The organism is Moraxella canis (assembly GCF_034424565.1).
Lineage (GTDB): Bacteria > Pseudomonadota > Gammaproteobacteria > Pseudomonadales > Moraxellaceae > Moraxella > Moraxella canis.
The window spans coordinates 1,744,805-1,770,469 of sequence record NZ_CP139961.1 but is presented as its reverse complement, the minus strand read 5'-3'; the positions used below and the strand labels follow the sequence as shown (position 1 = coordinate 1,770,469).

At 43.1% G+C, this 25,665-nt stretch carries 26 protein-coding genes, 1 tRNA gene, 1 other RNA gene and 1 pseudogene; 17 read left to right on the top strand and 12 right to left on the bottom strand.

Annotated elements, in window-relative coordinates:
- Positions 1-38: 38 nt before the first annotated feature.
- From ggt to ispF, 4 genes are all read right to left on the bottom strand, one after another.
- The gene (gene ggt / locus U0021_RS08065; RefSeq protein WP_114800127.1) at positions 39-1,814 is read right to left on the bottom strand and encodes a gamma-glutamyltransferase; all 1,776 of its coding nucleotides are present in this window, start codon (positions 1,812-1,814) and stop codon (positions 39-41) included.
- A 137-nt stretch (positions 1,815-1,951) separates the two neighbouring features.
- Positions 1,952-2,287 (bottom strand): Grx4 family monothiol glutaredoxin, encoded by a 336-nt coding sequence (gene grxD / locus U0021_RS08060; protein ID WP_049236267.1) that lies wholly within the window; start codon positions 2,285-2,287, stop codon positions 1,952-1,954.
- 35 nt (positions 2,288-2,322) lie between these two features.
- The gene (locus tag U0021_RS08055; protein ID WP_264756294.1) at positions 2,323-2,907 is read right to left on the bottom strand and encodes a cysteine hydrolase family protein; all 585 of its coding nucleotides are present in this window, start codon (positions 2,905-2,907) and stop codon (positions 2,323-2,325) included.
- Positions 2,900-3,391, bottom strand: coding sequence for a 2-C-methyl-D-erythritol 2,4-cyclodiphosphate synthase (gene ispF / locus U0021_RS08050; protein WP_114800125.1), 492 nt, complete (start codon positions 3,389-3,391; stop codon positions 2,900-2,902). The genes U0021_RS08055 and ispF overlap by 8 nt, the downstream gene beginning before the upstream one ends.
- Before the next feature lie 152 nt (positions 3,392-3,543).
- On the opposite strand from ispF, the gene mnmA reads away from it, so the two are divergent.
- Together mnmA and U0021_RS08040 are read left to right on the top strand one after the other, a co-directional pair.
- A complete protein-coding gene (gene mnmA, locus U0021_RS08045) occupies positions 3,544-4,704 on the top strand; it encodes a tRNA 2-thiouridine(34) synthase MnmA (protein WP_114800124.1) in 1,161 nt (386 codons plus the stop codon).
- Positions 4,705-4,722: 18 nt separating this feature from the next.
- The gene (locus U0021_RS08040; RefSeq protein WP_114800123.1) at positions 4,723-4,935 is read left to right on the top strand and encodes a hypothetical protein; all 213 of its coding nucleotides are present in this window, start codon (positions 4,723-4,725) and stop codon (positions 4,933-4,935) included.
- Between the two features lie 24 nt (positions 4,936-4,959).
- Here the strand turns inward: U0021_RS08040 and U0021_RS08035 are convergent, their stop codons facing one another.
- Positions 4,960-5,394, bottom strand: coding sequence for a hypothetical protein (locus U0021_RS08035; RefSeq protein WP_114800122.1), 435 nt, complete (start codon positions 5,392-5,394; stop codon positions 4,960-4,962).
- Between the two features lie 176 nt (positions 5,395-5,570).
- On the opposite strand from U0021_RS08035, the gene purB reads away from it, so the two are divergent.
- Entirely contained in the window at positions 5,571-6,959 is a 1,389-nt protein-coding gene (gene purB / locus U0021_RS08030; RefSeq protein ID WP_114800121.1) for an adenylosuccinate lyase, read from the top strand.
- A gap of 98 nt (positions 6,960-7,057) precedes the next feature.
- On the opposite strand, the gene U0021_RS08025 is transcribed toward purB, so the two are convergent.
- A complete protein-coding gene (locus U0021_RS08025) occupies positions 7,058-7,273 on the bottom strand; it encodes a hypothetical protein (protein ID WP_078255169.1) in 216 nt (71 codons plus the stop codon).
- A 301-nt stretch (positions 7,274-7,574) separates the two neighbouring features.
- On the opposite strand from U0021_RS08025, the gene alaS reads away from it, so the two are divergent.
- From alaS to U0021_RS07970, 11 genes and pseudogenes are all read left to right on the top strand, one after another.
- Positions 7,575-10,226 (top strand): alanine--tRNA ligase, encoded by a 2,652-nt coding sequence (gene alaS, locus U0021_RS08020; RefSeq protein ID WP_114800120.1) that lies wholly within the window; start codon positions 7,575-7,577, stop codon positions 10,224-10,226.
- A gap of 62 nt (positions 10,227-10,288) precedes the next feature.
- Positions 10,289-10,645, top strand: coding sequence for a PT domain-containing protein (locus U0021_RS08015; protein ID WP_327037448.1), 357 nt, complete (start codon positions 10,289-10,291; stop codon positions 10,643-10,645).
- Positions 10,539-12,101, top strand: a complete 1,563-nt coding sequence (locus U0021_RS08010; RefSeq protein ID WP_327037562.1) for a DNA methyltransferase — start codon at positions 10,539-10,541, stop codon at positions 12,099-12,101. Before U0021_RS08015 ends, U0021_RS08010 begins: the two co-directional genes overlap by 107 nt.
- Positions 12,102-12,103: 2 nt before the next feature.
- Positions 12,104-14,881 (top strand): DEAD/DEAH box helicase family protein, encoded by a 2,778-nt coding sequence (locus U0021_RS08005; protein ID WP_114800118.1) that lies wholly within the window; start codon positions 12,104-12,106, stop codon positions 14,879-14,881.
- 209 nt (positions 14,882-15,090) lie between these two features.
- Positions 15,091-16,374 carry an aspartate kinase gene (locus U0021_RS08000; RefSeq protein WP_114800117.1) on the top strand — a complete coding sequence of 428 codons (1,284 nt, stop codon included), beginning with the start codon at positions 15,091-15,093 and terminating at the stop codon, positions 16,372-16,374.
- Positions 16,375-16,586: 212 nt separating this feature from the next.
- A pseudogene (gene csrA / locus U0021_RS07995) lies at positions 16,587-16,754 on the top strand (carbon storage regulator CsrA); the annotation flags it as partial.
- 98 nt (positions 16,755-16,852) lie between these two features.
- Positions 16,853-17,200 (top strand): HopJ type III effector protein, encoded by a 348-nt coding sequence (locus U0021_RS07990; protein WP_078255179.1) that lies wholly within the window; start codon positions 16,853-16,855, stop codon positions 17,198-17,200.
- A gap of 250 nt (positions 17,201-17,450) precedes the next feature.
- Positions 17,451-17,687 (top strand): 50S ribosomal protein L28, encoded by a 237-nt coding sequence (rpmB, locus tag U0021_RS07985; RefSeq protein WP_049236285.1) that lies wholly within the window; start codon positions 17,451-17,453, stop codon positions 17,685-17,687.
- 40 nt (positions 17,688-17,727) lie between these two features.
- Entirely contained in the window at positions 17,728-17,883 is a 156-nt protein-coding gene (rpmG, locus tag U0021_RS07980) for a 50S ribosomal protein L33 (RefSeq protein ID WP_049236287.1), read from the top strand.
- 175 nt (positions 17,884-18,058) lie between these two features.
- Positions 18,059-18,251: non-coding RNA, 6S RNA (ssrS, locus tag U0021_RS07975), on the top strand.
- A 116-nt stretch (positions 18,252-18,367) separates the two neighbouring features.
- A tRNA-Asn gene (locus U0021_RS07970) sits at positions 18,368-18,443 on the top strand.
- 143 nt (positions 18,444-18,586) lie between these two features.
- Here U0021_RS07970 and purN read toward each other — a convergent pair.
- The gene (purN, locus tag U0021_RS07965; RefSeq protein ID WP_114800116.1) at positions 18,587-19,255 is read right to left on the bottom strand and encodes a phosphoribosylglycinamide formyltransferase; all 669 of its coding nucleotides are present in this window, start codon (positions 19,253-19,255) and stop codon (positions 18,587-18,589) included.
- On the bottom strand, positions 19,255-20,301 hold the full coding sequence (gene purM / locus U0021_RS07960) for a phosphoribosylformylglycinamidine cyclo-ligase (protein ID WP_114800115.1): 1,047 nt from the start codon (positions 20,299-20,301) through the stop codon (positions 19,255-19,257). The genes purN and purM overlap by 1 nt, the downstream gene beginning before the upstream one ends.
- A 260-nt stretch (positions 20,302-20,561) precedes the next feature.
- Here purM and U0021_RS07955 point away from each other — a divergent pair, with 260 nt between their 5' ends.
- From U0021_RS07955 to U0021_RS07945, 3 genes are all read left to right on the top strand, one after another.
- Positions 20,562-21,671 (top strand): AI-2E family transporter, encoded by a 1,110-nt coding sequence (locus U0021_RS07955; RefSeq protein ID WP_327037447.1) that lies wholly within the window; start codon positions 20,562-20,564, stop codon positions 21,669-21,671.
- Between the two features lie 161 nt (positions 21,672-21,832).
- Positions 21,833-22,612 (top strand): DnaA ATPase domain-containing protein, encoded by a 780-nt coding sequence (locus tag U0021_RS07950; RefSeq protein ID WP_114800114.1) that lies wholly within the window; start codon positions 21,833-21,835, stop codon positions 22,610-22,612.
- A 78-nt stretch (positions 22,613-22,690) separates the two neighbouring features.
- Complete coding sequence (locus tag U0021_RS07945; RefSeq protein ID WP_114800113.1) at positions 22,691-23,338, top strand: DUF2057 domain-containing protein; 648 nt, start codon at positions 22,691-22,693, stop codon at positions 23,336-23,338.
- 47 nt (positions 23,339-23,385) lie between these two features.
- Here the strand turns inward: U0021_RS07945 and zupT are convergent, their stop codons facing one another.
- The 4 genes from zupT to U0021_RS07925 all read right to left on the bottom strand — a co-directional run bounded on the left by zupT (position 23,386) and on the right by U0021_RS07925 (position 25,549).
- Entirely contained in the window at positions 23,386-24,192 is an 807-nt protein-coding gene (gene zupT / locus U0021_RS07940) for a zinc transporter ZupT (RefSeq protein ID WP_205276503.1), read from the bottom strand.
- A 145-nt stretch (positions 24,193-24,337) separates the two neighbouring features.
- Entirely contained in the window at positions 24,338-24,595 is a 258-nt protein-coding gene (rpmA, locus tag U0021_RS07935) for a 50S ribosomal protein L27 (RefSeq protein ID WP_003659274.1), read from the bottom strand.
- Positions 24,596-24,659: 64 nt separating this feature from the next.
- Positions 24,660-24,971 carry a 50S ribosomal protein L21 gene (gene rplU, locus U0021_RS07930; protein ID WP_049236325.1) on the bottom strand — a complete coding sequence of 104 codons (312 nt, stop codon included), beginning with the start codon at positions 24,969-24,971 and terminating at the stop codon, positions 24,660-24,662.
- A gap of 179 nt (positions 24,972-25,150) precedes the next feature.
- On the bottom strand, positions 25,151-25,549 hold the full coding sequence (locus U0021_RS07925) for a hypothetical protein (RefSeq protein ID WP_114800112.1): 399 nt from the start codon (positions 25,547-25,549) through the stop codon (positions 25,151-25,153).
- Positions 25,550-25,665 lie beyond the last annotated feature (116 nt).

Here is a 25,665-nt window from a genome sequence, read left to right as displayed (position 1 = left end):
CTTAATGAGGTCAAATTCACAAAATACAAGCCTAGTCCCTAATCACCCATCACTCGACCTTCTCGGCGTGGATCAGCGCCACCCACCAGTCTGCTTGGCTCAATAACGATGGCTTGAACGCCTGAGTTGAGCTCACGCACATCAGTCTTATAGCCTAGCTCAGTTAAGGCTTGTTGCCACTCGGTGGCAGCTGTGCCTGCTTCTAGCTCATAGCTACCAAAGCGGTTTAATAAATTGGGTGCACTGATGGCATCTTGGATGGGCATATTCCAGTCACTATGCGCCACGATGGTCTTAGCGACATAGCCGATGATTCGACTGCCACCTGGAGATCCAATCGCCATATAAGGTTTGCCTTCTTTGAATACAATGGTTGGTGCCATTGAAGAGCGTGGTCGCTTACCAGGCTCAACACGATTGGCAACCTGTCTGCCCTGCTGTGTCGGCTCAAAACTAAAGTCCGTCAGCTCATTATTGAGCAGATAACCATTTGCCATCAAGGTTGAACCAAACGCATTTTCAATAGAAGTCGTCATAGACAGCACATTCCCCGCCTTATCCACAATTGAAATATGACTGGTGGAAGGCAGCTCAATCGCTTTTGCAGATACCCATTCACGAATAAAATCACCTGCAGATACGCTGGGCAGCGCTTTATCCGACTGCTCAAGCAGCTGGCTACGCTGTTTTAGGTAATCTTTGGAAATCAGCTGGTGAGTCGGTACAGGGACAAAATCAGGATCGCCCAAATAGACATCACGATCTGCAAAGGCAAGCCTAGAGGCATCACCCAAGCGGCGCAAGCCTTCGGCGTCATATCCCACCTGATTGGGTGAAAATTCATTTAAAATACCCAAAATCTGACCCACCGTAATCCCGCCTGAGCTCGGCGCACCCATGCCGCATACTTCATAAACACGATAAGTCACACAAACGGGCGGACGCTCTACCACTTGATAATCAGACAAATCTTGTAAGGATAATTGACCTGGATTATCCTTAGCGTTTTGGACAGCCGACACGATATTTTGGGCGTATTTGCCCGTGTGTAGAGCTTTTGCACCTTGGGTTGCCAATGCCTGAACACTGTCAGCAAAATCTGGATTTTTTAGTAAACTGCCTGCTTTTAGCGGCATACCATTTGGCAAAAAATAAGTAGCGGTTTCTGGATAGCGGGACAAATATTGCTGATTTTGCTCAACTGAAATGGCAAGCCTTGGCGATACCTCAAAGCCTTGCTTTGCCAAATTGATCGGTGTGTCAAATAGCGCTTGCCAAGGCAATACGCCGTAGCGCTGATGCACTGTCTCCATCAGCTTAGGAATGGCAGGCGTCCCAACCGAGCGACCGCCCACCACCGCTTCCATAAATTTCAATGGCTGACCTTCTTTATCCAAGAACAGCTCTGGCGTCACGCGCATCGGTGCCGTCTCACGCCCATCAAAGGTGGTCAACGTTTTGGCGCTATTATCCCAATACAGCACAAATGCACCGCCGCCCAAGCCTGACGATTGTGGCTCCACCAAGCTTAGCGTGGTCTGCACTGCTACCATCGCATCTGCAGCACTGCCGCCTTGCTTTAAGATATGATAGCCTGCTTGCGTTGCCAGTGGATTGGCTGACGCCACCATAAAATCACTGGCGATCACCTGTCTTTGTTCGGTCAGTCCTGTTGCACGCTCAGGGGCATGCGCATCAGCGCCTATGATGCCAGTAGGCTGATCATCAGTCTTTGCCTGATTACCACCGATGGCTTGGCATCCCGAGATCGCCATAGAGATTGCCAATACGGTCAATAGATAAGTTTTGGTCATACGCACTCCTTCGCTTTAGTTGATTGATCTTAAAAAAGTGTGCTTGTCATTGTAGATAATACCAGTCAACAATTCAATCTAATTTAAAAAACGACCGCCAATTTCCTCAGCGGTCGTTCATTAGCATGCTTCAGTCATCAGACTTCTGGGCTGTGCTCTTCGATCAGTGGCTTAAGCTCGCCAGCTTGATACATCTGTAAAATGATGTCGCTACCGCCGATCAGCTCGCCATTCACCCAAAGCTGTGGGAAAGTTGGCCAATTTGCGATCAGTGGCAAAGTTGAGCGAATTTCAGGATTTTCCAAAATATTCACAAATGCAAATGGGCGACCAATTTGTGTTAGCACTTCCACCGCGCGCGCCGAAAAGCCACACTGTGGAAACTGCGGCGTACCCTTCATGTATAACAAAACGGCATGATCTTTGATTTGATTTTCGATCAGTGTTTTAATTTCTGGATTGATCTGAGTCATAATTTCTCCAAATGGTTTGATAAGCGGTTGTCTGATTATACGCTATTTTCAAGATTTTGCCAAAATTTATCACTCAAAATCAGTTGGCTGTTCATGACGGTGGCAAATTCACCATGTAAATTGGCAAGGCTAATCTGATGCACTGTCTGGCTGTCATACTGCCTGCCATCAAAACCCACCCTATCAAAAGTCGCCGTTGCATCTTCGACCACCACTACCTCAAACCCTAAATTGCCCGCCATTCGTGCCGTAGTAGAGACGCAGTGATTGGTTGTCAGCCCTACCAGCACCAGTTGGGAGATGTTATTATCGGTTAATAATTGATGAAAATTGGTGCCAATAAATGCAGAATTAACCGTTTTTTCAATGACAATTTCATGGGCTAATGGCGCAGTCAATGCTTTGAATTGATTACCTTGATGGCTGGGATGTAACGCAGAGTCGGGATTGGTGGAATTATGGCGGATATGAAAAATCGGCAGATCATAGTCGCGCCACTGCTTTAAAAGCTGATAACACACCTTTTCGCAGTCAGGATTATTACGATTGCCGCCCCAACGGCTCGCCTCATCAAAACCAAGCTGCAAATCTATTAAAACAAGTGCCGTATTTTTATTCATCATCAAACCTCACTTTTTGTAAAAGCACCACACTGCTGGCAAAAATCCCCTCACCGCGCCCCAAATAACCCATTTTCTCATTAGTCGTGGCTTTGATGCTGATACAGTCCACAGAAACATCCAAAACGCCTGCGATGCATTCGCGCATGGCAAGATTATGCGGTGATAGTTTTGGCAATTCACAAATCACCGTCATATCAGCATTGATCAGCTCATACCCTTTTGATTTGACCAGCTCATACACATGCTGAAGCAGCACTTTACTGTCCGCACCTTTATACGCATCATCGGTATCAGGAAAATGCTGTCCGATATCCCCAAGCGCCAACGCTCCAAGCAGCGCATCTGATAAGGCATGTAAAAGCACATCGCCATCAGAGTGCGCCTTGATGCCGTGCGTGTGCGCAATCTGTATGCCACCAAGCGTCACAAAATCACCGTCTGTAAATGCGTGTACATCCAACCCTTGACCAATTCTTAGCATAAAAACCTTTGATTTAACATTGAAATTCACCAATTATAGCACAAATAAATGCTATAATAATGCAAAGCTTTGGCAGTCAAATTTGCCAATTTTGATCATTTTAGCCAGTTTATTTTTGGCGTCACCCATTTTATTTCAGTATTTTATCATCTATGACAACTACCCCATTTACGCTACTCGATGTCGCGCCCAGCCTAAATAAATCCCCAAAAGACATCAAAGTCATCGTCGGTATGTCTGGCGGTGTCGATTCTTCGGTTTCTGCCGTATTATTAAAGCAAGCAGGCTTTGATGTTGAAGGCTTATTTATGAAAAACTGGGAAGAAGACGACGGCACAGAGTACTGTACTGCCATGACCGATTTGGCGGATGCGCAGGCGGTGGCGGATAAGATTGGCATTGTGCTACACACCGCTAACTTTTCGATGGAGTATTGGGATCGGGTTTTTGAGCATTTTTTGGCAGAATATGGCGCAGGTCGCACCCCAAATCCTGATATTTTGTGCAACAAAGAAGTCAAATTCAAAGCGTTTTTGGATTATGCCATCACCTTGGGGGCAGATTTTATTGCCACAGGTCACTATACTCGCAGAAGTCACGCCACCGAGGGTGTCGCTAAGCTCATGCGTGGATTGGATAACAATAAAGATCAAAGCTATTTTTTGCACGCTGTATCAGGGGATAAGATCGCACGCACGCTATTTCCTGTCGGCGAGCTTGAAAAACCCGAAGTGCGCGCCATCGCCGAAAAATATGATTTGGCAACCGCCAAGAAAAAAGACTCAACAGGCATTTGCTTTATCGGTGAGCGTAAGTTTAAAGACTTTTTACAAACTTATCTGCCTGCCAAAAAAGGTGATATCTACACCGATGACGGTGTGCGGATCGGCGCACATGATGGCCTCATGTACTACACCATCGGTCAGCGCGGCGGTATTGGCATTGGTGGTGTGTCGGGTCGTCCTGAAGAGCCTTGGTTTGTGCTATACAAAGATTTGGTGAATAATCGCTTGATTGTCGGTCAAGGTCATGACCATCCTTGGCTACAGAGCACCGAGCTGACCGCCTATAAGCTTGACTGGGTGACAGGTGCGCCGCCTGAGATTTTTGGTCAGGGTCTAAAATGCACCGCCAAAACTCGCTACCGTCAGCCTGATCAAACTTGCACCATTTTTCAAAATGGTGATAAAGTCAAAGTCGTCTTTGATGAGCCGCAACGTGCCGTTACTTTGGGGCAATCTGTCGTGTTTTATGATGGTGAAGTCTGTCTTGGTGGTGGTGTGATTGACTGGTGCAATGCAAAAATTGGATAAGTCATTATTGGAGCGTTTATGAACGATAAATTTAATCAAAACCTGCAAAAAATAAGCACAAAAATTAATGCCCCACGAGAAGCTTTAATTGAAAAATTAGCACAGAGCTTGCAAGACAACACCACCTTAACTTTAACTTTGGATGAAATGCAGTTCTTGCATAAAGAGCTATCAAAAACAGTTTTCATACCTTTACTGGAATTGGAAGATATTGCCAAAATGTCAAAATAATTTGGCAGCTTCACAGACCATTCATTACAAGCGTTTTTGCTGATAAATACTGTGATAAAAATCCATCGCTGCTGTCACGCCAACTTGCTCAATCGGAATGATGGCAGTGGATGCACCAAGTTTAATGGTCAAATACCGCTCATCAAGTGCAAAATCACCCACCTTATGCCACGCCCACTGTTTGGTCTTTCCATTCATGGTTTCACGGATGCCTATATTGGTGATTTCAATCACCGCAGGCTTGCACCAAAACGACAACAAGCCGACGATTAGCGCATACACCAATACAATGGTCGTAACAAATACAGCCATCCCAATCCAAGGAAATCCCATTCCTTGATTGACCGACTGGAAACCCACAACAAACACACAGACGATTATCAGCATAACCATCCAATCAAATTTATAAGTAAAATATCGGTTAAGCTCTTTAACTGTCAAATGATATTCAAGTTTCATGATACATCTCCTTTGATTTTATGCATCATACATTCACCTTATCAGCCAAGTCAAACTCTCGAACAATTCCATAAAATTTGTGTAACATCGCTACTTTTGGGTCATAAACCGCCAAAACTGTATCAACTTTTGTTATAATGACTCAAACCTTTTATTAATCACTTTAAGGATTGTACATGACCTTATCTGCTCTTACCGCCCTGTCACCGCTTGATGGTCGTTATGCTTCAAAGTGTGATGCACTGCGTCCTTTTTTGTCAGAATTTGGCTTGATTCATGCGCGCGTCACTGTTGAGGTGCGCTGGTTACAGGCATTGTCTCGCCACCCACAGATTGGTGAGCTGCCAGCTTTTTCAGACCAAACTAACGCGCGCTTAGATGCCATTGTTGCCAATTTTAGCGAACAAGACGCCCTGCGCATCAAAGAAATTGAGCGCACCACCAATCACGATGTTAAAGCAGTAGAGTATTTTTTAAAAGAGCAAATCGCTGACATCGACGAGTTGGCAAATGCTGGCGAATTCATCCATTTTGCGTGTACCTCTGAAGATATTAATAATCTGTCACACGCCCTGATGCTAAAATCAGGTCGTGATACGCTGGTCTCATCCATGCAGCAGATCATTGATGAGATTGCCAAACTTGCCGATACCCATGCCGCTCAGCCCATGCTATCTCGCACACATGGACAAACCGCAAGCCCAACCACGCTCGGCAAAGAAATGGCAAACGTCGCCTATCGCCTACACCGCCAAATCAAGCAATTCCAAGCGGTCGAATTATTGGGTAAAATCAATGGCGCGGTAGGTAATTACAATGCTCATCTGTCAGCTTATCCTGAGATTGACTGGGCAAAGCATTCTCAAGACTTTGTCGAAAGCTTAGGCTTGACCTTCAACCCATACACTACACAGATTGAGCCGCATGACTATATGGCAGAGCTGTTCGATGCGCTGCGCCGTTTTAATACCATTTTAATCGACTTTAACCGCGATGTTTGGGGCTATATCTCGTTGGGATATTTCAAACAAAAACTCAAAGAAGGCGAAGTGGGCTCATCCACCATGCCGCACAAAGTCAATCCGATTGATTTTGAAAATTCTGAAGGCAACTTAGGTATCGCCAATGCCGTGCTTGCGCATCTTGGAGAAAAATTACCGATCAGTCGTTGGCAGCGTGACTTGACTGACTCAACCGTTCTACGCAATATGGGCGTAGGCTTTGCCCAAAGCTTAATTGCTTTTGATGCTTGTTTAAAAGGCATTGGCAAGCTTGAGCTTAACGCTGAGCGCTTGGCTGAAGATTTGGACAATGCTCAAGAAGTATTGGCAGAGCCTATCCAAACTGTCATGCGCCGCTATAATGTTGAAAAACCTTACGAAAAACTCAAAGCGTTAACTCGTGGTCAAGCCATGACACGCCAGATGATGGTAGATTTTGTTGATGGCGATGAGCTAAACGCAGTGCCTGCCAACGACAAAGCGCGCCTGCGTGATCTTAGTCCTGCCACCTACATCGGCAATGCTGACGCTCAAGCCAAAAATCTGAAAGATTATTTAAAATAAACAATCATTAAAAAATCACCGCTGATCAATTCAGCGGTGATTTTTTAGCTGGCTTTTAATAACATTGGCGCGCTAACTGCTGCCAAAGAAGTAATTGGTTAGGCTTTTGGCGCCTTATTGGGACCGCCTGTCAGCTGACTTACTCTTTTGGTGACGACCAAAGCCACAGGCAGGCTTACGACCGCACCAACCACTGCCGCACCAATGATATGCACACCTTTATCAAAACCAGTCACAAACGCAATAATCATCAATACACCGATAATCACCGTAAACGCAATTGTAAAAATTACACTAAATAATGGCATATTCATATCAAAACCCCATAGTTATTGTGGAATACTATATTTATACACTTTTTTTGCACAAATGTTAAGCGATTTTTCAAAAATTTCTATGAAATTTTTATGACGCTTGGTTTTATGTACAAAAATTGCACCAAGCCTGCATAAATCACTTACATTTACCATCATTTATGCTAAAATTAATCGTTTGCGGCGACTATGACGAGTAATTTTTGACAAGTATTTTTGTCTATCTAAGCCCACTTGGTTGCCCTATCAATTTAGCCCATAAATACAAAACACCCGCCGCCTTTGGTCAAGGATTTTTTATATGAAAACCATGCAGTTAAATGAAGTTCGTAAAGCATTCATTGACTTTTTTGTCTCAAAACAGCACACCCATGTGCATTCATCTAGCCTAATTCCCCATGACGATCCGACACTGTTATTCACTAACGCAGGCATGAACCAGTTTAAAGACACCTTTTTGGGTCTTGAAAAAAGGGACTATGTCCGAGCGGTATCATCTCAAAAATGCGTGCGTGCCGGCGGTAAACACAATGACTTAGACAATGTGGGTTACACCGCGCGCCATCATACATTTTTTGAGATGTTGGGCAATTTTTCTTTTGGGGATTATTTTAAGGCGAGTGCCATCGCTTATGCTTGGGAGTTTTTGACTTCGGATGAATGGCTGGGCTTACCCAAAGACCGACTATACGTCACCGTTTATCACACTGATGATGAAGCCTATGACATCTGGCGCAAAGACATCGGACTTGAGCCTGAGCGCATCATCCGCATCGGTGACAATAAAGGCGGCGCGTATCAGTCTGATAACTTTTGGATGATGGGCGATACAGGTCCTTGCGGTCCTTGTACAGAGATTTTTTATGATCATGGTGAGCACATCTGGGGCGGACTGCCAGGCACGCCCGAAGAAGATGGCGACCGCTATATCGAGGTTTGGAACTGCGTTTTTATGCAGTTTAATCGCCAAAAAGATGGGACAATGGAGCCACTGCCAAAGCCATCAGTGGATACAGGCATGGGTCTTGAGCGCATCAGCGCCATCACCGGTAACCTGCATAGCAACTATGAATTGGGCATTTTTGTCAATTTAATGAACGCAGCTGCTGAGATTTTGGGCATCAGTAATGACGGTCAAGCGTCGCTCAGAGTCATCGCTGATCACATTCGTGCGGTTTCATTCTTGATTGCAGATGGTGTCCGCCCAAGTAATGAAGGTCGCGGCTATGTACTACGCCGTATCATTCGCCGTGCCGTCCGTCATGGTAATAAGCTGGGTGCTGATGGTGCCTTTTTCTATCACATGGTGCCTGCATTGGCTGCCGAGATGGGTGAAGCTTATCCACAGCTGAACGAAAAACTAAACGAAATCCAAAGCGCCATCAAAAAAGAAGAAGAACAATTTGCCAAGACACTGGCACAAGGTCTGCGCCTGATTTCAGCTGAGCTTGACAAGCTTGGCGCCGGTGAGACGTTGGACGGTGAGACAGTATTTAAGCTTTACGATACTTACGGTTTCCCAACCGATTTGACTGCCGATATTGCTCGTGAGCGAGAGATTAGCATTGATGAGCATGGATTTGAGATCCATATGCAAGCTCAGCGTGAACGCGCCCGCGATGCAGGTAAATTTGACATTGATTACACTGCTGCGATTAAAGTTGATGCCCCAACTGAGTTTTTGGGTTATGAGTCACTGGCAGCACAAACCACCATTGTCGGCTTGTATCAAGAAGGTAAAGAAGTTGATCAACTCAGCGAAGGCGATCAAGGCGTTATCGTGCTGTCTGCCACACCGTTTTATGCCGAAGGCGGCGGACAGGTTGGTGAAACAGGCGAAATCAGCACAGCATCGGGCGTCTTTGCTGTCGAAGATACCAAAAAATCAGGCAATGCCGTCATTCATCATGGCACTGTGAAAATGGGTCAAATTTCCAATCACCAAGATGCCGCTGCACAAGTAATTGACGATGTACGCCGCGCCTCTGCCAAGAACCACTCTGCCACCCACCTACTACATGCAGCACTGCGCACCGTATTAGGCGATGGCGTCGCCCAAAAAGGCTCTTTGGTGTCCAGTGAAGTGTTGCGTTTTGATTTTTCTTATGATGGCTCAATCAGCGCTGATGATTTGATCTTAGTTGAACGCTTGGTCAATGAGCAAATTCAAAAGAACACCGAAGTTAGCATTGAGCATATGGACATCGATTCAGCCATACAAAAAGGCGCCATGGCTTTGTTTGGTGAAAAATACGGCGACACTGTGCGCGTACTGACCATGGGCGAAAATCAGGACCGCTCTGCGTTTTCTATTGAGCTATGTGGTGGTCTACATGTCCACAGAACTGGCGATATCGGTCTGTTTAAGATCGTCTCAGAAGGCGGTATCGCCGCTGGTGTTCGCCGTATCGAAGCCTTGACAGGCATGGGCGCACTTCGATATATCCAAAATGGCGAACGCACACTAAGCACTCTGGCAGGTAACCTAAAAGCTAAGCGAGATGAGATACTGCCGCGTATCACAAGCTTAAGTGATAAACAGCGCGATTTGGAAAAACAGCTTGAGCAGCTCAATCAAAAACTGGCAAGCCTAGAAGCCAAATCATTGATGGATAAAGTTATCGCCATTAATGATACTCAAGTTTTGGTTGCCAAGCTTCAAGGATTGGATGCCAAATCGCTGCGTTCACTGGCAGATGATATCAAATCAAAACTACACGATGGCATTGCCGTATTAGCCAGTGTCTCAGATGGCAAAGTCGCCCTGACAGCAAGTGTTGGTAAAGACTTGACCGCCAAAGTTAAGGCAGGCGATATCATCAAACAGCTTTGCCAAGACCTTGATGGTAAAGGCGGTGGCAAGCCTGACTTTGCCCAAGGCGGCGCCAATGACGTTGATGGCACCGATAAAGCATTGGCATCTTTGCTAGATGATTTAAAGCACAAACTATAACCACCTACCATTAAATAAGGACGTGTCAGGCGTCCTTATTTTTAACCATTCAGGAATAACCTATGTCAGACAATTCACTCACCAAAGGTAATTACACCCGCCACAGCAACAAAATCGGACTGTTCACCACCAACGATGCGCGTACAGGATTTTTGATGCATAACGATGACGTGGTGCTCAGCTTCCCATTCAAAGATACTGTGCTAGAAGCAGGCATGAGTAAAGAAGACACCGCACGCAACGAACGCTTTTTGCATTTAGAGGTGGACAGACAAGACATTGATGTACTTTTTGAGCCAAAAGTATTGACAAATTATCAATATTTTTCACCAACCAACCAACCAACCAACCAACCAACCAACCAACCAACCAACCAACCAACCAACCAACCAACCAACCAACCAACCATTATCACCTGATTTTTTAGACAATCAAGCATTTTTTGATAAAAATGGTGACCTACAACAAAACCTACTCATCAAAGGCAACAATCTGCTTGCCCTACACTCACTCAAAGAACGCCTAGCGGGAAAAATCAAACTTATCTATATAGACCCACCGTATTATTTTAAAGAAAAGAAACCGCACGATACTTTTAATTATAATTCAAATTTTAAATTGTCATCTTGGTTGGTTTTTATGAAAAACCGCCTTGAAATTGCAAAAGAATTGTTATCCAAAAATGGCATTATCCTAATTCACATCAATGAAGACGGTAATGCTTATTTAAAGATTCTAATGAATGAAATTTTTGAAGGTGAAAACTTTGTAGAAACATATATATGGAAAAATACAGACAATCCAGATAGCCTATCCAAAAAATCACGCTCATCAGTTGAATATATTATTGCTTTTGAAAAGAAAATAAACAAATCTATATCTTATATTGGGAAAGATACTGAAAATGGAGATGCCCCTTTACTGCATACTGGTAATAATTATAAACCACTGACTTTTCCAGCAGGTTCCATTAAATTCAAATTAGCAGATGGAAAAATAAGCAAAGGTAAACCTGATAGAGTAGAGATTGTAAATGACTTTGATATCATAAATGGTATTAATGCACAGGAAGTTACTTTAATAGGAGAGTTTGTATGGTCGCAAGAAACTGTTTATGAAGAGATTAAAAAAGGAACTTATTTTTTAATAAAGTCCCATAAGTTCTCCATTCGCTTTCAGAGAATGGAATCTAATTCGATGGCGCCTGAAAAATATATTGATGAAATTTATTTGTCAAAAGCAATCGGCGTTGGTACAAATGAAGATGCTACATCACACCTAAAAAAATTAGGGCTGACCTTTTCTAATTCAAAACCTGAAAGTGTTGTTTCATTCTTTATTAAAGCTGTAACCAATCCAAGCGATATTGTTTTAGATTTTTTTGCAGGTTCTGGCACTACCTGTACGGTGGCTCATAAAATGGGACGGCGCTGGATTGGTATTGAGCAGATGGACTATATTGAGGATATCACCAAAGTACGCTTACAAAAAGTCTTAGATGGTGAGCAAGGCGGTATTTCTAAGGTGGTAAACTGGCAAGGCGGTGGGTCATTTGTCTATCTTGAACTCAAAAAATACAATCAATATTTTATCGATAAAATCCTGCAAGCTCAAACTATGGGCGAGCTGGACACCGTCTATAATGACATGGCAAAAAACGCCTTTTTTAAATTTTGGTTTGATAAAGACGATTTTCAAAAGCAATATAAAAAAGATGCCGATGACAAGCAAATAAGCCTAGATGAGCGTAAAGTCATTTTAATCAAGGTGATGGATGAAAATCAGCTGTATCTCAATTATGCCGACATGGACGACACACGCTTTAATGTTAGCGATGACGAAAAGGTATTGACTCGTGCATTTTATGGAGAATAATCATGGCAAAAAATAAAACCAAATTAAAAGACACCTTGGGCGAGTTTTTATTTCATCAAATCAAGCATGACCCTGATTATAGACAGTGGTCGCTTGATTTTGAGATGCCAAATTATATTACCGATAATCTGTCTCGGAACTTGCGTGATTATCAGACAGAGGCAGTGAAGCATTTTATTTATCTGTATGAAAGCGGGCAGATAGACAAAGCCAAACATGTGCTATTTAATATGGCGACAGGCACGGGCAAAACCCTGACTATGGCGGCGATCGTGCTGTATTTATATGAATGGGGTTATCGTAATTTCGTGTTTTTGGTACACCAAACCCAAATCAAAGAACAGGCGATAAAGAACTTTACCGATAGTAATTTTGATAAATATTTATTCAAAAAACAAGTGAAATTTAATGGCAAAAGCATACCCATTAAAGCCATAGAGCGCTTTGAGGACAGTAAACGAGCGGGCATTAATTTTATGTTTTTTAGCACACAAATGCTTTATGAACGTATCAAAACCGCCAAAGAAAACAGCATCAGCAGTGATGACTTTGCAGAGCATGATACAATTATCATCGCCGATGAAGCTCACAGACTTAATGTCAATACTAAGAAAAAAACCGAAGTGACGGACGAAAACAACTGGGAGACAGCAGTACAATCGGTACTACACGCCAATCCCAAAAATCTACTCTTAGAATTCACAGCGACAGTGGATTTAAAAAATGAAAATATTCATAAAAAATATAAAGACAAACTGGTCTATAAGTACGACTTTTTGCAATTTAATAAAGACGGATATAGTAAACAAGTGGCGTTTTTATACAACACTGAAACGCAAATCGCCGACCAAAAACGCCTACTTATCGTTAATGCCGTAGCACTTAGTGAATATCGCCGACTGCTGGCGGAGCGTGAAATGGGCGTGGTTATTAATCCAATCGTGCTGATCAAATCTACCAAAATCGCCCAGAGTGAAACGGACAGAGCGTTTTTTCATCATGTCATCAGCTCACTTAGGGCAGATGATTTTGACCATTTACAACGCATGGCGCAGGACAAAAAAGATTTGTTTGATGATAAGGTCAATGTCATCTCACAAATGTTTTCTTGGTTAAAATCAAAACAAGCCAATCTCGCCACCCAAAAAGACACCACAGGTATTTATGCCTTTATCAGCCATATCAAAGAACGATTTGCCGAAAATCACACCATGATTTATAACAGCAAAAGCAAAGAGCGTGCCGATTTGTTGCCGCTGCTTGATCACCCAAAAAATACCATTCGGGCGATATTTTCGGTCAATGCACTCAACGAAGGCTGGGATGTGCTTAGTTTATATGACATTGTTCACTTTGACATTTCTGCTAGCAAAAAAGTCTCATTGCAAGACATTCAGCTCATCGGACGTGGGGCAAGGCTATGCCCCTACGCACTACCCAAGCGATATCATCGTGATGAAGATTTGTTTGGCGGGACGGAGTATGGCAAAGACCCATTTCGGCGTAAATTTGATCAAAACCCAGAGGATAATGGGCGATTGTTAGAAACGTTTTATTATCACTTTGTCAAGACAGGCGTTTTTTTGGAAAATCTGCAACAAGAGTTATTGGGCGAAGGTATCATCAACGAAGGCGTAGAGAAAAAAACGATTTATCTAAAGCCACAGTTTCTCCAAAGCCAAACCTACCAAAAAGGCTTTGTGCTAATCAACCGTCAAGAATACCGCTCAAAAAATACACAAGATGAGATCAATTTGACTTTTGATAGGCAAATTAATGCCAGCAGTTACCAGCTTCATGCACGCACACTGACCGACAAAGAACAAAACAAGGCGTTAGCCACTGTCAGATATAAATCCATAAAAATCCTGCCAGAGTATTTTTCAAGGCAGTTATTGTACAAGGCGTTAATTCGGGCAGAAAATGGTTTTTTTAGATTAAATAACCTAAAAAAACACATCATTGGCATTGCCAGCATTGATGAGATGATTGATACCTATCTGCCCATGTATGACATCAAATACAGTCATGAACAAGGCAAGGATATTGACAGTTTATCTGCTGATGAAAAACTACAAATGCTGGTTGGTAGTATTTTGCCAGAAGTCAGAAAAGCCATTGATAAATATCTACCGATTATCAAAGGCAGCAGCACATTCACGCCCAAGCCTTTATCTGAAGTATTTCAAAAGCAAAAAAATATCTATCTGACCGCTTATCCCAGTCTAGATGAGCAGGGCAAAAAAACTTACATTGCTCCTGATGAGCGAGCCAGAGCCCAATCTTGCCATGAGAACAGTGAGCTACAATACGCCGTTGATATTGCCAAATGGTATGCTTATAGTGAAAACTATGGCACCAGCGAAGAAAAACGCTTTGTCAAATATATCGCAGGCTTCATTGATGACTTGCAAATCACCTATCAAGGGGCGGAGATCTATCTGATACGTAATGAACTGGATTATTATATCTTTGATATAAATAGCGGTCGTAGGTTTAGCCCTGATTATATGATGATTATCAATGATATAGTCAAACAAAAAGTGTATTATCAATGCTTGTTTGAACCAAAAGGCGGACATTTGCTTGACAAAGACCAATGGAAAGAAGATGCTTTGGTCGAATTATCAGAAATAATTAAGATTCATAATCAAAATATCATAAATAGCAATAACAACCAAAGCTATCATCACATTAAATGTTTAGGCTTTAAATTTTACAATAGTGAGGCACAAGACGATTTCACCTTAGATTTTCAGCAAAAATTATTAAACCAATGAAATAATCATGCTAGGGCATTAAGACATATCGATCATCTTGACCAAAAACTGTCGCAGCATTGGCATTGTCAAGGCGAGCAATAAAAACGCTTGTCACATGTCATGCAATCCGTTAAAATATTTAAGTTTTTTGTATCGTAACGAAGTTCGACACTGTGTATTGTCACATTCAGATAAGCAGTTGTTATTTTATTTATAAGGCATCATTCATGGCACTAATCGTACAAAAATATGGCGGGACTTCGATGGGCAACATCACTCGCATCAAGAATGTCGCTCAGCGCGTCAAGCGTTGGCATGACAACGGTCATCAAGTCGTTGTTGTTGTTTCTGCTATGAGTGGTGAAACCAATCGATTGATTGGATTGGCGCGTGACATTACCACCGATCCAAACCCTCGTGAATACGATCAAATGGTCTGCACAGGTGAGCAAGTTTCTATCTCACTACTTTCAATGGCACTAGAAGCCATCGGCGTAGAAGCCAAATCTATGACAGGCGGTCAAGTTGCCATTCGCACTGACAACACTCACACCAAAGCGCGCATCCAAAGCATTGATACAGATCCCATTTTCAATGAACTCAATGCAGGTCGCGTTGTTGTGGTTGCTGGCTTTCAAGGGATTAATGAACATGGAGATGTGACCACTTTGGGGCGCGGCGGGTCGGACACCACAGGCGTTGCTTTGGCGGCGGCTCTCAAAGCGGATGAGTGCCAAATCTATACAGATGTTGATGGTGTTTATACCACTGATCCGCGCGTCACCCCAAAAGCCAAAAAGCTTTCTAAAATCACTTTTGAGGAAATGCTAGAAATGGCAAGCTTAGGCTCAAAAGTGCTACAAATTCGCTCTGTTGAATTTGCAGGCAAATACCAAGTGCCACTGCGTGTATTGTCTAGTTTTGATGACAATGCCGACGGCGTTTTCGATGATAATTTTAAACAAAATGTGGGCACACTGATCACGATTGATGAAGGAGACGATATGGAACGTGCAGTTATTTCTGGGATTGCATTCAACCGAGATGAAGCAAAAATTGTGGTTCGCGGCGTGCCAGATCGCCCAGGCATCGCATCAGCCATTTTAAGCCCTGTCAGTACCGCCAACATCGAAATTGACATGATCATTCAAAACGCATCAGATGAAGGCTTTACTGATTTTAGCTTCACTGTTCAGCGTGGCGATTATGAAAAAACATTGAAAATTTTAAATGAGCGTGTCAAAGATGAAATCGGCGCCAGCGAGATTTTTGGTGCAAACGATGTCGTCAAAGTCTCTATCGTTGGCGTGGGCATGCGCTCACATGCTGGTGTGGCAAGTAAAATGTTTGATACCTTAGCCAGCAATAACATCAATCTACAAATGATCTCGACCAGTGAAATCAAAGTCTCTGTCCTGATTCAAGAGCAGCACCTTGAAAAAGCTGTCAAAGAGCTACACACTGCTTTTGGGCTAGATCGTCAAGATGGCGAAAGTAAAGTGGCGGGCTAATCATACGCCTACCACCTGATTTCAAAGGTGATGACACAAAAAATAACGAAATCTTCGCAAAAACTACTGACAATCTGCTTAATGCCCCTTATAATATTGCATTAAGCAGATTTTTTTGGGGTTAATCCGCCCTGCAACCACACCGATTTGCGATAATGATGGATTAAAATGGGACAATAACAGTAAATCGGTGGCATCAAAGGAGCATAATAATGCTAATTTTAACTCGCCGAGTTGGCGAAACTTTAATGATCGGCGATGAAGTGAGTGTCACCGTCCTAGGCGTCAAAGGCAATCAGGTTCGTTTGGGTGTGAACGCACCAAAAGACATCGCTGTTCATCGCGAAGAAATCTATCAGCGCATTCAGCATGAGCGTTCTATGCAAATGCACATGAGCCATCTTGAGCAAGGTGGTAACTTTGCTCCGCCATCATTTGATGATGACGATTATTTCAATCGCTAAGCTATAGGTGGGTCATGAAAACAACGGAAATTTCTCGCATATTGGCAGGCATTGAGTCAAATCAGCTGAGCTTTAATGATGTGCTTGCTTTTATTGATGCGCATTACAGTTATCAGCCGATTGATTTTTCAAATGGTGAAGTTACCAACCCTGCTGGCATCAATGAAGGCAGCGCCAAAGTACTAAGCCTGGCTAAGCTTCATGGGCTCAATAAAGTGGATACGCTAAAGTTATTTGCTGAGCATTATCGCGCTGTTCAAGCTACCCCGCAAGGCGTAGATCACGCCAATATTCGCAACTTTATGCGCTATGGCTGGGCAGGTGTGGGTATGCCAACCAATGCTCTCACACCAAAAGCTTAATTCTTTTTGTGATGACACCCAAAGGCTTGAAAATACCTTGTCAAGCCTTTTTAATTCGTGTATAATTCGGGTTTTAATTTTTCTGCTACTTCTTGATTGTCGTCGCCTTTAACGGTAAGAAAGAAATGGCCTAACCATGAAAAGTCCTGCTTTATTTGTGCTGTGTCCATACCACAAATAATAAGCACCCAAGCATGACTGGCACACCCGATACCGCTCAATATCCGTGCCACCAGATTAGGAGTTCACCATGTCTCGAGTATGTCAAGTGACTGGAAAGCGCCCACAAGTGGGTAACAATGTATCGCACGCTAACAACAAAACTCGTCGTCGCTTTTTGCCAAACCTACACAACCATCGTTTTTGGGTAGAGTCTGAGAACCGTTTTGTTCGTTTACGCGTTTCATCGAAAGGTATGCGTATCATCGATAAGCAAGGCATTGACAAAGTGCTTGCTGATTTACGTGCACAAGGTCAAAAAATCTAATCGATTTTTGCCAATTACCGAATAGATAAAGGATACGATCATGAGAGATAAAATTAAACTAGTTTCTACCGCTGGTACTGGTTATTTCTACACCACCACTAAAAATAAGCGTACCATGCCTGGCAAAATGGAAATCAAAAAATTTGATCCAAAAATTCGCCAACATGTGATTTTCAAAGAAGCAAAAATCAAATAATTGCTTTTTGAAATATCAAATGCCCATTGAATTCAATGGGCATTTTTAATATCTTTTAATATTCAACATTAAGACTGTTTGAAGATATTTTCATTTAAAATCAATTACTTAACTTAACTAACTCACTCAAATCTTTAGAATTTTACTTGAAAAATTCGCTCATTTTGTTATAATAAAACTACTGAAGTACTCGCCAGTAGAGCGTATTCCTGAGCCGATAATCTTATCTTAGGATTTGAGCGACAGTGCTTTGTTGAGCAGGCCTGCATCTTTTAGATGAATCAGGAAGCCGTAATAAGCATGGCTCTCATCCGCCTTGAACTTCACGGTTCATGGTAACCCCTTTACAGCGGTACTTTGGTTTTTTCATTTTTATGACAGTTTCCTGAAAATTTTTTGAAAAATTTACGAAAATCTGTTGACAGCTTAATATATTCTGCTATAATAGCGCACATCTTAAGCGAACTGCTTAAATAACCGACATTCCCCAATAGCTCAGTCGGTAGAGCATCGGACTGTTAATCCGTGTGTCCCTGGTTCGAGCCCAGGTTGGGGAGCCATATTTAGAAACCCTTAGTGAATAACTAAGGGTTTTTCTTTTGCTTATGAAGTGCTTATTTTTAAGTTACTCAATAAAAAAACCAGCTGTTTATGGCTGGGTTTTTACTGTTTTAGAGTGCTGCACCAAATCAACCAAAGCCTATTAGGGCTGATCTAGCCATAATTTCAATGGTAGTGGCATCATGCTGCTGCTCTTTGCTGTTTTGGCATCTTGAATGCTAATAACACCTTTAATGATCAAATCAATGGTAAAGGGCACCAGCTGATGCTCAAGCACTTGTACGCGCTTAGCCAAGGTTTCGGCACTATCGCCAGTGCGAACACTTAGCCATGCTTGGGTCAATACCTGCCCAGCATCCAGCTCAGCTGTCACTAAATGCACGCTGCAGCCATGGCGGTTATCGCCGGAGCGCAAGACTCTTTGATGAGTATCCAATCCCTTATAATTAGGTAATAAAGAAGGATGCAGATTGATCATTGGGCAAGGCACGCTATGAATAAACTGAGCAGACAGCACGCGCATAAAGCCTGCCAACACCACCAAATCAGCTGACCACTGCTGAATTTGCTCAAGCGCATGTTTTTCAAAAGTGCTGATACTCATGCGTTTGCCATTTGGCACATGAGATAGCACTGCCACTGGGATACCCGCCTCTTTTGCTCGTGTAATAGCATAAGCATCTTCTCGATTGCTGATCACACCAACAAGATCGATTTCAAGATCACCCGATTTGACCCGATCAATTATAACCTGCAAATTCGAGCCGCTGCCTGAGACCAACACAGCCACTTTCATGCGTGCTTGACTCATTAGGCGTACACCACCGCATCACCAGTGCGCTCAACGATTTCACCAATTCTCCAAACTTGCTCACCTTGAGCAGTAAGTTCACTCATCGCCAGTTCGGCTTGATCGGCAGGAATAACCAGAATAAACCCAACGCCGCAGTTAAAGGTGCGATACATCTCTAAAATTTGGATGTTTCCGCCCTGTTGCAGCCATTGAAAGACTTCAGGCAGCACCCAACTTTGGGTGTCAATTTGCGCTGCCAAATGATCAGGCAATACACGGGGCAAATTCTCAGTCAAGCCGCCGCCGGTGATGTGCGCCATGGCGTGGACATTGGCATTGCCCAAGGATTTTTGTAGGGCATTGACAGACTTGACATAAATGCGTGTTGGTGCCATCAGTGCATCTGCCAAGCTAGTACCATCAGCCAAAGTGTGAGTATTAACATCAGTATTGGTTACTTCAATCACTTTGCGAACCAAAGAATAACCATTTGAATGCACGCCGCTAGATGCCAAGGCAAGCAAAACATCGCCCTTTTGAACATTCTCACCGGTGATCACTTCTGACTCTTCAACCACACCGACACAAAAGCCTGCCAAATCATAGTCTTCATCTTGATACATGCCAGGCATTTCTGCGGTCTCACCGCCAATCAGTGCGCAGTTTGCTAATTGACAGCCCTCACCAATACCTGTAATAACAGTCGCGGCGGTATCGACATCAAGCTTACCTGTGGCGTAATAATCTAAGAAAAACAGCGGCTCGGCTCCACAAACCAACAAATCATTCACACACATTGCCACCAGATCTTGACCAATCGTTTCATGGCGGTTAAGCTGTAGCGCAAGCTTAAGCTTGGTGCCAACGCCGTCCGTGCCTGACACAAGCAGTGGTGATTTATAGCCAGTCGGAATGCGGCATAGCGCCCCAAATCCTCCCAAGCCACCCACCACTTCAGGACGACTGGTCGCTTTGGCAACCGATTTGATACGCGCAACCAGCGCCTCGCCTGCGTCAATATCTACGCCTGCATCTTTGTAGCTGAGTGAGGTTTGGTCTGTCATGTTTTACCCTTATTAAAAATGAGATGTTACTTAAATTTGAATAATTATATCAAATTTTAACCCAAAATATTAGATTTGCCCTGAATTTATTTGGCGATCTTGTATGGTTAAAATTAAGCCATTTTGCGCTTTTGATGACAGCTACCAAGTTTCATCAAAAGTAATGATTGATTAAAATATACATAAAATTACGTGTAAATTTAAATAAAATCACCTACAATATCAGGCATCATCTTCCCCCTTTCATGCTTTGAGTTTTCATGTATCCAGCCAAAATTGATCCTTTTTTTCGCCGCTTGTTTATTTTAGCGGCGCTGTGTGTATTTTTATATGCTTTGTTCTTGATGAAGGCGGTTATCGCGCCCTTCATTGCAGCATTTATTTTGGCATATTTTTTAAATCCTTTGGTTAGCCGCCTTGCTTTAATCATGCCAAGAATTTTGGCGATCTCGGTGGTTTATATCAGCTGCGTGATTGTCGCCAGTGCGCTGATCATTTGGTTGGTGCCGATGATGTGGGCTCAATTACAGCTTCTTTGGGAGTCGTTACCCAAAATCATCGCTTGGTATAATGACGTGGGTAGAAGCTGGATTGCTCGGTATACCGATAGTGAACTTTTACCGCTGGATATTGATTTGATTTCTAACACGGCATTAACCTATTTTCAAAATAATTATCAAGTTAATGATGTCCAAGACTTGATTAAGCAAGTATTTAGCTCAGGTCTTACGGCAGCCAATAATATTGGCTTGATAGTCATGGTGCCAATTTTGACATTTTATTTTTTATTAGGTTGGGATCAGCGACTGCACACTTGGAAGCTGTCTGTGCCCAAGCCTTATACCCATAAGGTTGTTAGAATTGCTCGTGACTGCGATGCCGCTTTGATGAATTTTGCCAAAGGTCAGTTTTTAGTGATGCTGCTGCTTGGAGCCATTTATGCCATTCAGCTGCAGCTGATTGGTCTGCAACTGGGATTGATCATCGGTATCACAGCAGGCATTGCAAGCTTTGTGCCTTATTTGGGTTTTGGCATTGGTATTATCGCGGCGCTGATCGCAGGACTGTTTCAATTTGGGTTAGATTGGATCTATTTGGGTCTGATTTTTGGCGCATTTATGGTTGGGCAGGCGGTTGAAGGCTACATTCTACAGCCTTTATTATTGGGTGATAAAATTGGCTTATCGCCTTTATGGGTAATTTTTGCCGTATTGGCAGGCGCATCCTTATTTGGATTTGTAGGTATGTTAATTGCCTTGCCTGTTTCTGCCGTGATCAATGTTTTGTTTCATTATGCTTATGATGCCTATTTATGCAGTGATTGGCACGAAGGTCAAAGACAGCTGCCTTTATGGAAAGAAGACGACTGAACTCGTATTTGGTATAAATCACTTGCGCAAAATGCACAAAATATGGTATATATAGCCACTAAAAAACACAAGAAGTGTCATTTTCACTCATTATTTATAGGCTTTTGAACCATAACGATAAAAACCAAAATGCGCTATGAACACCCATCAAGGCTGTCATCATGACTGAAGCAATACAAGATTCATTGAATTTGGACATTCGCCCCGAAGCATCGCTTGATGATTTTCGATCCTCAAGTTATCGCCCGATTTTGGACGCTGTTGATAAATTGGTACAAGGCAGTTTGCGCGAGCTGTTCATTGTTGGTGCTTCTGGCTTTGGCAAGACGCATTTGGCAAGCGCCATCTATGAGCATTATACCTCTATGACCTCAAAGATGGTCATCAGCTTAAATTTAACCGAGCTGATAGAACAAGATCCGCATGCGAGCGCTCTTGTTGGGCTTGAGATGTTTGATTTGATCATCGTGGATGGTCTACAAATGGTTCGGCACAGCTACGAATGGCAAGAAGGCTTATTTCATCTGATTAACCGCATTCGTGAGCACCAAAAACAGATACTCTATCTGGCAGATGATCCGGCGCGTGAGCTACAAATTGGATTACTGGATCTGCATACTCGGCTGTCGCTTGCGCCGATGCTGACTTTGCCGGATAATGATGATATTAATGATCGCCGCATCTTGCTTGAAGTCATTTTAAAGAAAAAAAACTGGAAGCTGCCTGAAGAAATTTTTGAGTATTTGCTTGAAGAAGGTCCTAGAAATGCTGGGGACATTAACACCGTTCTCGATCACATTCGACCTTTGCTAACACGCCTGTCACGTGTACAAATTCCCAAAAAAACCATCACAGAAGCCAAGCAAATTATCTTACACGAAACATTCATGCTTGAAATCAGCGATAATACCGATTCCGATTTTGGTCATCCGCTGATTTAAAATTAAGGGAAATACTAGCAATATCGCCCAATTAATGGTATGTTATGCCACATATATCGCCAACAAAAAGGATATTTTATGAAAAAAGTCAGCCTAGGCTTGCTCGCTAGCGCCCTACTCAGCACCGCTGCCGCTGCTCAAGTTCAGCTTAATGTTGATGATAACATTAAGGTAACCGCGATTAACGGTCAAGAAATTCGTCATGGGTTGTTACAGCCTCTACAACGAAATTTCACCTTGGAACCAGGTCGTCATGTGATTACAGCGCGTTATGATCGGTTGTTTGAGCTGCGTAATGATGAGCACGATTATCTTAAATCAGGCAATATCACCGTGACCGCAAATTTTGCTGATAACCAAACGTATCAGCTGGTCATGCCAAATCAGCCAAGAGAGTATCAAGCTGCGAAAGAATATGCCAAAGCACCCAGCTTAGCAGTGTCACACAATGGTCAAATCATCGCTCAAGAAGATGCAAAAGAAGGTGAGCGTCAAGGTCTTTTGAGCGGCATTACAGGGGCGATCGGTGGGATGTTCAGCCGTGGTGATTCTGCTGTTGTATCCAATCAAAAAGCAATCGCTGCAATCGATAATAGCCAGTCTAATAACACGCCGACCTCAAACACATCGCCGCGTGCTAATAACAATTTGGATGGCTTTATGCAAATTTGGCTGAATGCTAGCGATGAAGAGCGTGAAAAGATCCGTCGGTGGATTGAACAATAATTAGCCCATAAAAAGCTCTGTAAAAGCAGAGCTTTTTTAATGCTTGATCATAAATTAAAGAGCGCCAAACTGATGGCAATCATACCCATGCCACCCACCAGTCCATACACTGTTTCGTGTCCATCAGAATAACGCTTGGCAGCGGGCAGCAGCTCATCCATCGCCAAAAATACCATCGCCCCTGCAATAATCCCAAATACCCACCCAAAGACATTGGGTGATAAAAATGGTGCCAAAATGACATAACCCAAAATGGCGCCCATCGGTTCTGCAAGCCCTGAAATAAAGCAGCATAAAACGGTCAAGCGCTTGTTTTGAGTGGCGAAGTAAATGGGGGCGGCGATTGAGATCCCTTCAGGAATATTATGTACAGCGATCGCAAATGCCAAAGGCGCGCCAAGCGTTGGGCTTTCTAAAGTAGCAAAGAATGTCGCCAAGCCCTCAGGGAAATTATGCGCAGTAATCGCAAATGCCGACATCAGCCCAATTCTTTTTAAATAGCTTTGGGTTTTGTCTTGAAACTTTGGATCATTGACATCAAGCGTCTCATGCGGATTTGGGATCAGGCGATCTAAAAGTAAAATTGCCAACAATCCTGCCAAAAAGGCAAAAGTTGCCCAAGTAAACCCAATTTTACTCATTTCATCAAAACTTTGAACCGACTTTGAGAATATTTCAGTCAAAGAAACAAAGACCATCGCCCCAGCCGAAAATGCCAAACCAAAAGCCAAGATGCGCGGGCTGGGCGTTTTTTGAAAAAAAACCAAGGCGCTACCGAGCACCGTCGCAAGACCTGCGGCAAGCGTGATCAAAAACGCGATTGCTACATTATCTACAATCATAAAGCCATTCATCGCATAGGTATAAAAATAGTCAGTTACCAATTGAGCAAGATACCACTGACCAAATCAAAAATCCAGTAAAATCATTCACTCATTCATAAAAAAAGCTCATCACGTATATATGATGAGCTTTTTTAGTGGATCTATTTATCGCAAATTATTTTGCTAAAACAGAAACGTAACGACGGTTAAATTGACCTTTGGTTTCAAATTTAACTACGCCCTCAGTCAAGGCAAATAGCGTATGGTCACGACCCATACCTACACCTTCACCAGCATGGAATTCAGTACCACGTTGACGAACGATGATGTTACCAGCAACAACATCTTGACCACCAAATACTTTTACGCCAAGCATTTTTGGGTTAGAATCACGACCGTTACGAGTAGAACCTGCGGCTTTTTTATGTGCCATGAGAATATCTCCTGTTAAAATACCGATGGGCAATGCCCTAGGTATCAAATACTAATGTGGTGAATTAAGCGTTGATGGCTTTGATTTTTAGCTCAGTGAACCATTGACGGTGACCTTGCTCTTTGTGGTAGTGCTTACGACGACGATGCTTTACGATGCGCACCTTCTTGCCACGACCATGCTCAACCACTTCAGCTTCTACACTCGCACCAGCAACCAAAGGCGCACCGATTTTGATGTCAGCGCCATCAACAACCATTAGCACGTCTTCAATGTTTAGCGTCTCGCCTTTTTCAGCTTTTAGTAGTTCAACTTTCAAAGTTTCGCCAACGCTAACACGGTGTTGTTTACCGCCGCTTTTAATTACTGCGTACATCTTGAATTCTCCAGATAAACCTGTGTGCCGTGGTCATCCCTTTGATGACTCTTGATAACGAACACGACAAGGATGCAAAATAAGGCGGTATTATATAAAATTCTGCCAAAAAACGCAAGATAATTTTCAAAATTTTGTTCATTATTAGACAGCTTGCATAGACTGCCAAATAGCTGTCGTCAATCCATCACCTGATCAGCATGCGCGCGTATCTTGATCATTAGATCTGCCACCATTTGCGCTGTAAAGCGTGTGTTTAGATTCAGGATGAGCACATCGCCAAGCTGACGCTCTGCCATCACCGCCTGATCGTCAAGCGTAATAATCGCGACTTGATTACCTTGACGGCTGATGAGCAGGCGATTGGATTTGGGCACAATATCAAAGCCAGGCAGACTGGCTGATAGCATATGATAGAGCTTTTGGCGCTGAGATTGAAGCGGATCGGTGTTTGATAATGCCAAGGTATTACCCAAAGATCGCTTTGATGGGCGCTTTAGAGCAGGCTTTATAAGCGCCAACAAAAACAGCACCCCTAACAATAAACACAGTCCAATCAACCAACTTAACGCGCTCACAGATTTTTCCTAAAAATTGGACGATCCATCAAAGGATCATTCTCGCCACATTTTACGACATCAACTCCCAACATACCCTTACTTCAAAATGATCGCAGTGGATGTAGATGTCATTA

Excerpts from the sequence above, each read along its gene's own strand:
- U0021_RS08040 (WP_114800123.1), top strand. The coding sequence starts at position 4,723 with ATGAACGATAAATTTAATCAAAACCTGCAAAAAATAAGCACAAAAATT.
- U0021_RS08015 (WP_327037448.1), top strand. The coding sequence starts at position 10,289 with ATGTCAGACAATTCACTCACCAAAGGTAATTACACCCGCCACAGCAAC.
- U0021_RS07945 (WP_114800113.1), top strand. The coding sequence starts at position 22,691 with ATGAAAAAAGTCAGCCTAGGCTTGCTCGCTAGCGCCCTACTCAGCACC.
- purM (WP_114800115.1), bottom strand. The coding sequence starts at position 20,301 with ATGACAGACCAAACCTCACTCAGCTACAAAGATGCAGGCGTAGATATT.
- ispF (WP_114800125.1), bottom strand. The coding sequence starts at position 3,391 with ATGCTAAGAATTGGTCAAGGGTTGGATGTACACGCATTTACAGACGGT.
- grxD (WP_049236267.1), bottom strand. The coding sequence starts at position 2,287 with ATGACTCAGATCAATCCAGAAATTAAAACACTGATCGAAAATCAAATC.
- rpmB (WP_049236285.1), top strand. The coding sequence starts at position 17,451 with ATGTCTCGAGTATGTCAAGTGACTGGAAAGCGCCCACAAGTGGGTAAC.
- rplU (WP_049236325.1), bottom strand. The coding sequence starts at position 24,971 with ATGTACGCAGTAATTAAAAGCGGCGGTAAACAACACCGTGTTAGCGTT.
- zupT (WP_205276503.1), bottom strand. The coding sequence starts at position 24,192 with ATGAATGGCTTTATGATTGTAGATAATGTAGCAATCGCGTTTTTGATC.
- purN (WP_114800116.1), bottom strand. The coding sequence starts at position 19,255 with ATGAGTCAAGCACGCATGAAAGTGGCTGTGTTGGTCTCAGGCAGCGGC.
- U0021_RS07950 (WP_114800114.1), top strand. The coding sequence starts at position 21,833 with ATGACTGAAGCAATACAAGATTCATTGAATTTGGACATTCGCCCCGAA.
- U0021_RS08055 (WP_264756294.1), bottom strand. The coding sequence starts at position 2,907 with ATGAATAAAAATACGGCACTTGTTTTAATAGATTTGCAGCTTGGTTTT.
- rpmG (WP_049236287.1), top strand. The coding sequence starts at position 17,728 with ATGAGAGATAAAATTAAACTAGTTTCTACCGCTGGTACTGGTTATTTC.
- ggt (WP_114800127.1), bottom strand. The coding sequence starts at position 1,814 with ATGACCAAAACTTATCTATTGACCGTATTGGCAATCTCTATGGCGATC.
- U0021_RS08005 (WP_114800118.1), top strand. The coding sequence starts at position 12,104 with ATGGCAAAAAATAAAACCAAATTAAAAGACACCTTGGGCGAGTTTTTA.
- alaS (WP_114800120.1), top strand. The coding sequence starts at position 7,575 with ATGAAAACCATGCAGTTAAATGAAGTTCGTAAAGCATTCATTGACTTT.
- U0021_RS08025 (WP_078255169.1), bottom strand. The coding sequence starts at position 7,273 with ATGAATATGCCATTATTTAGTGTAATTTTTACAATTGCGTTTACGGTG.
- rpmA (WP_003659274.1), bottom strand. The coding sequence starts at position 24,595 with ATGGCACATAAAAAAGCCGCAGGTTCTACTCGTAACGGTCGTGATTCT.
- U0021_RS07955 (WP_327037447.1), top strand. The coding sequence starts at position 20,562 with ATGTATCCAGCCAAAATTGATCCTTTTTTTCGCCGCTTGTTTATTTTA.
- purB (WP_114800121.1), top strand. The coding sequence starts at position 5,571 with ATGACCTTATCTGCTCTTACCGCCCTGTCACCGCTTGATGGTCGTTAT.
- U0021_RS08000 (WP_114800117.1), top strand. The coding sequence starts at position 15,091 with ATGGCACTAATCGTACAAAAATATGGCGGGACTTCGATGGGCAACATC.
- U0021_RS07990 (WP_078255179.1), top strand. The coding sequence starts at position 16,853 with ATGAAAACAACGGAAATTTCTCGCATATTGGCAGGCATTGAGTCAAAT.
- mnmA (WP_114800124.1), top strand. The coding sequence starts at position 3,544 with ATGACAACTACCCCATTTACGCTACTCGATGTCGCGCCCAGCCTAAAT.
- U0021_RS08035 (WP_114800122.1), bottom strand. The coding sequence starts at position 5,394 with ATGAAACTTGAATATCATTTGACAGTTAAAGAGCTTAACCGATATTTT.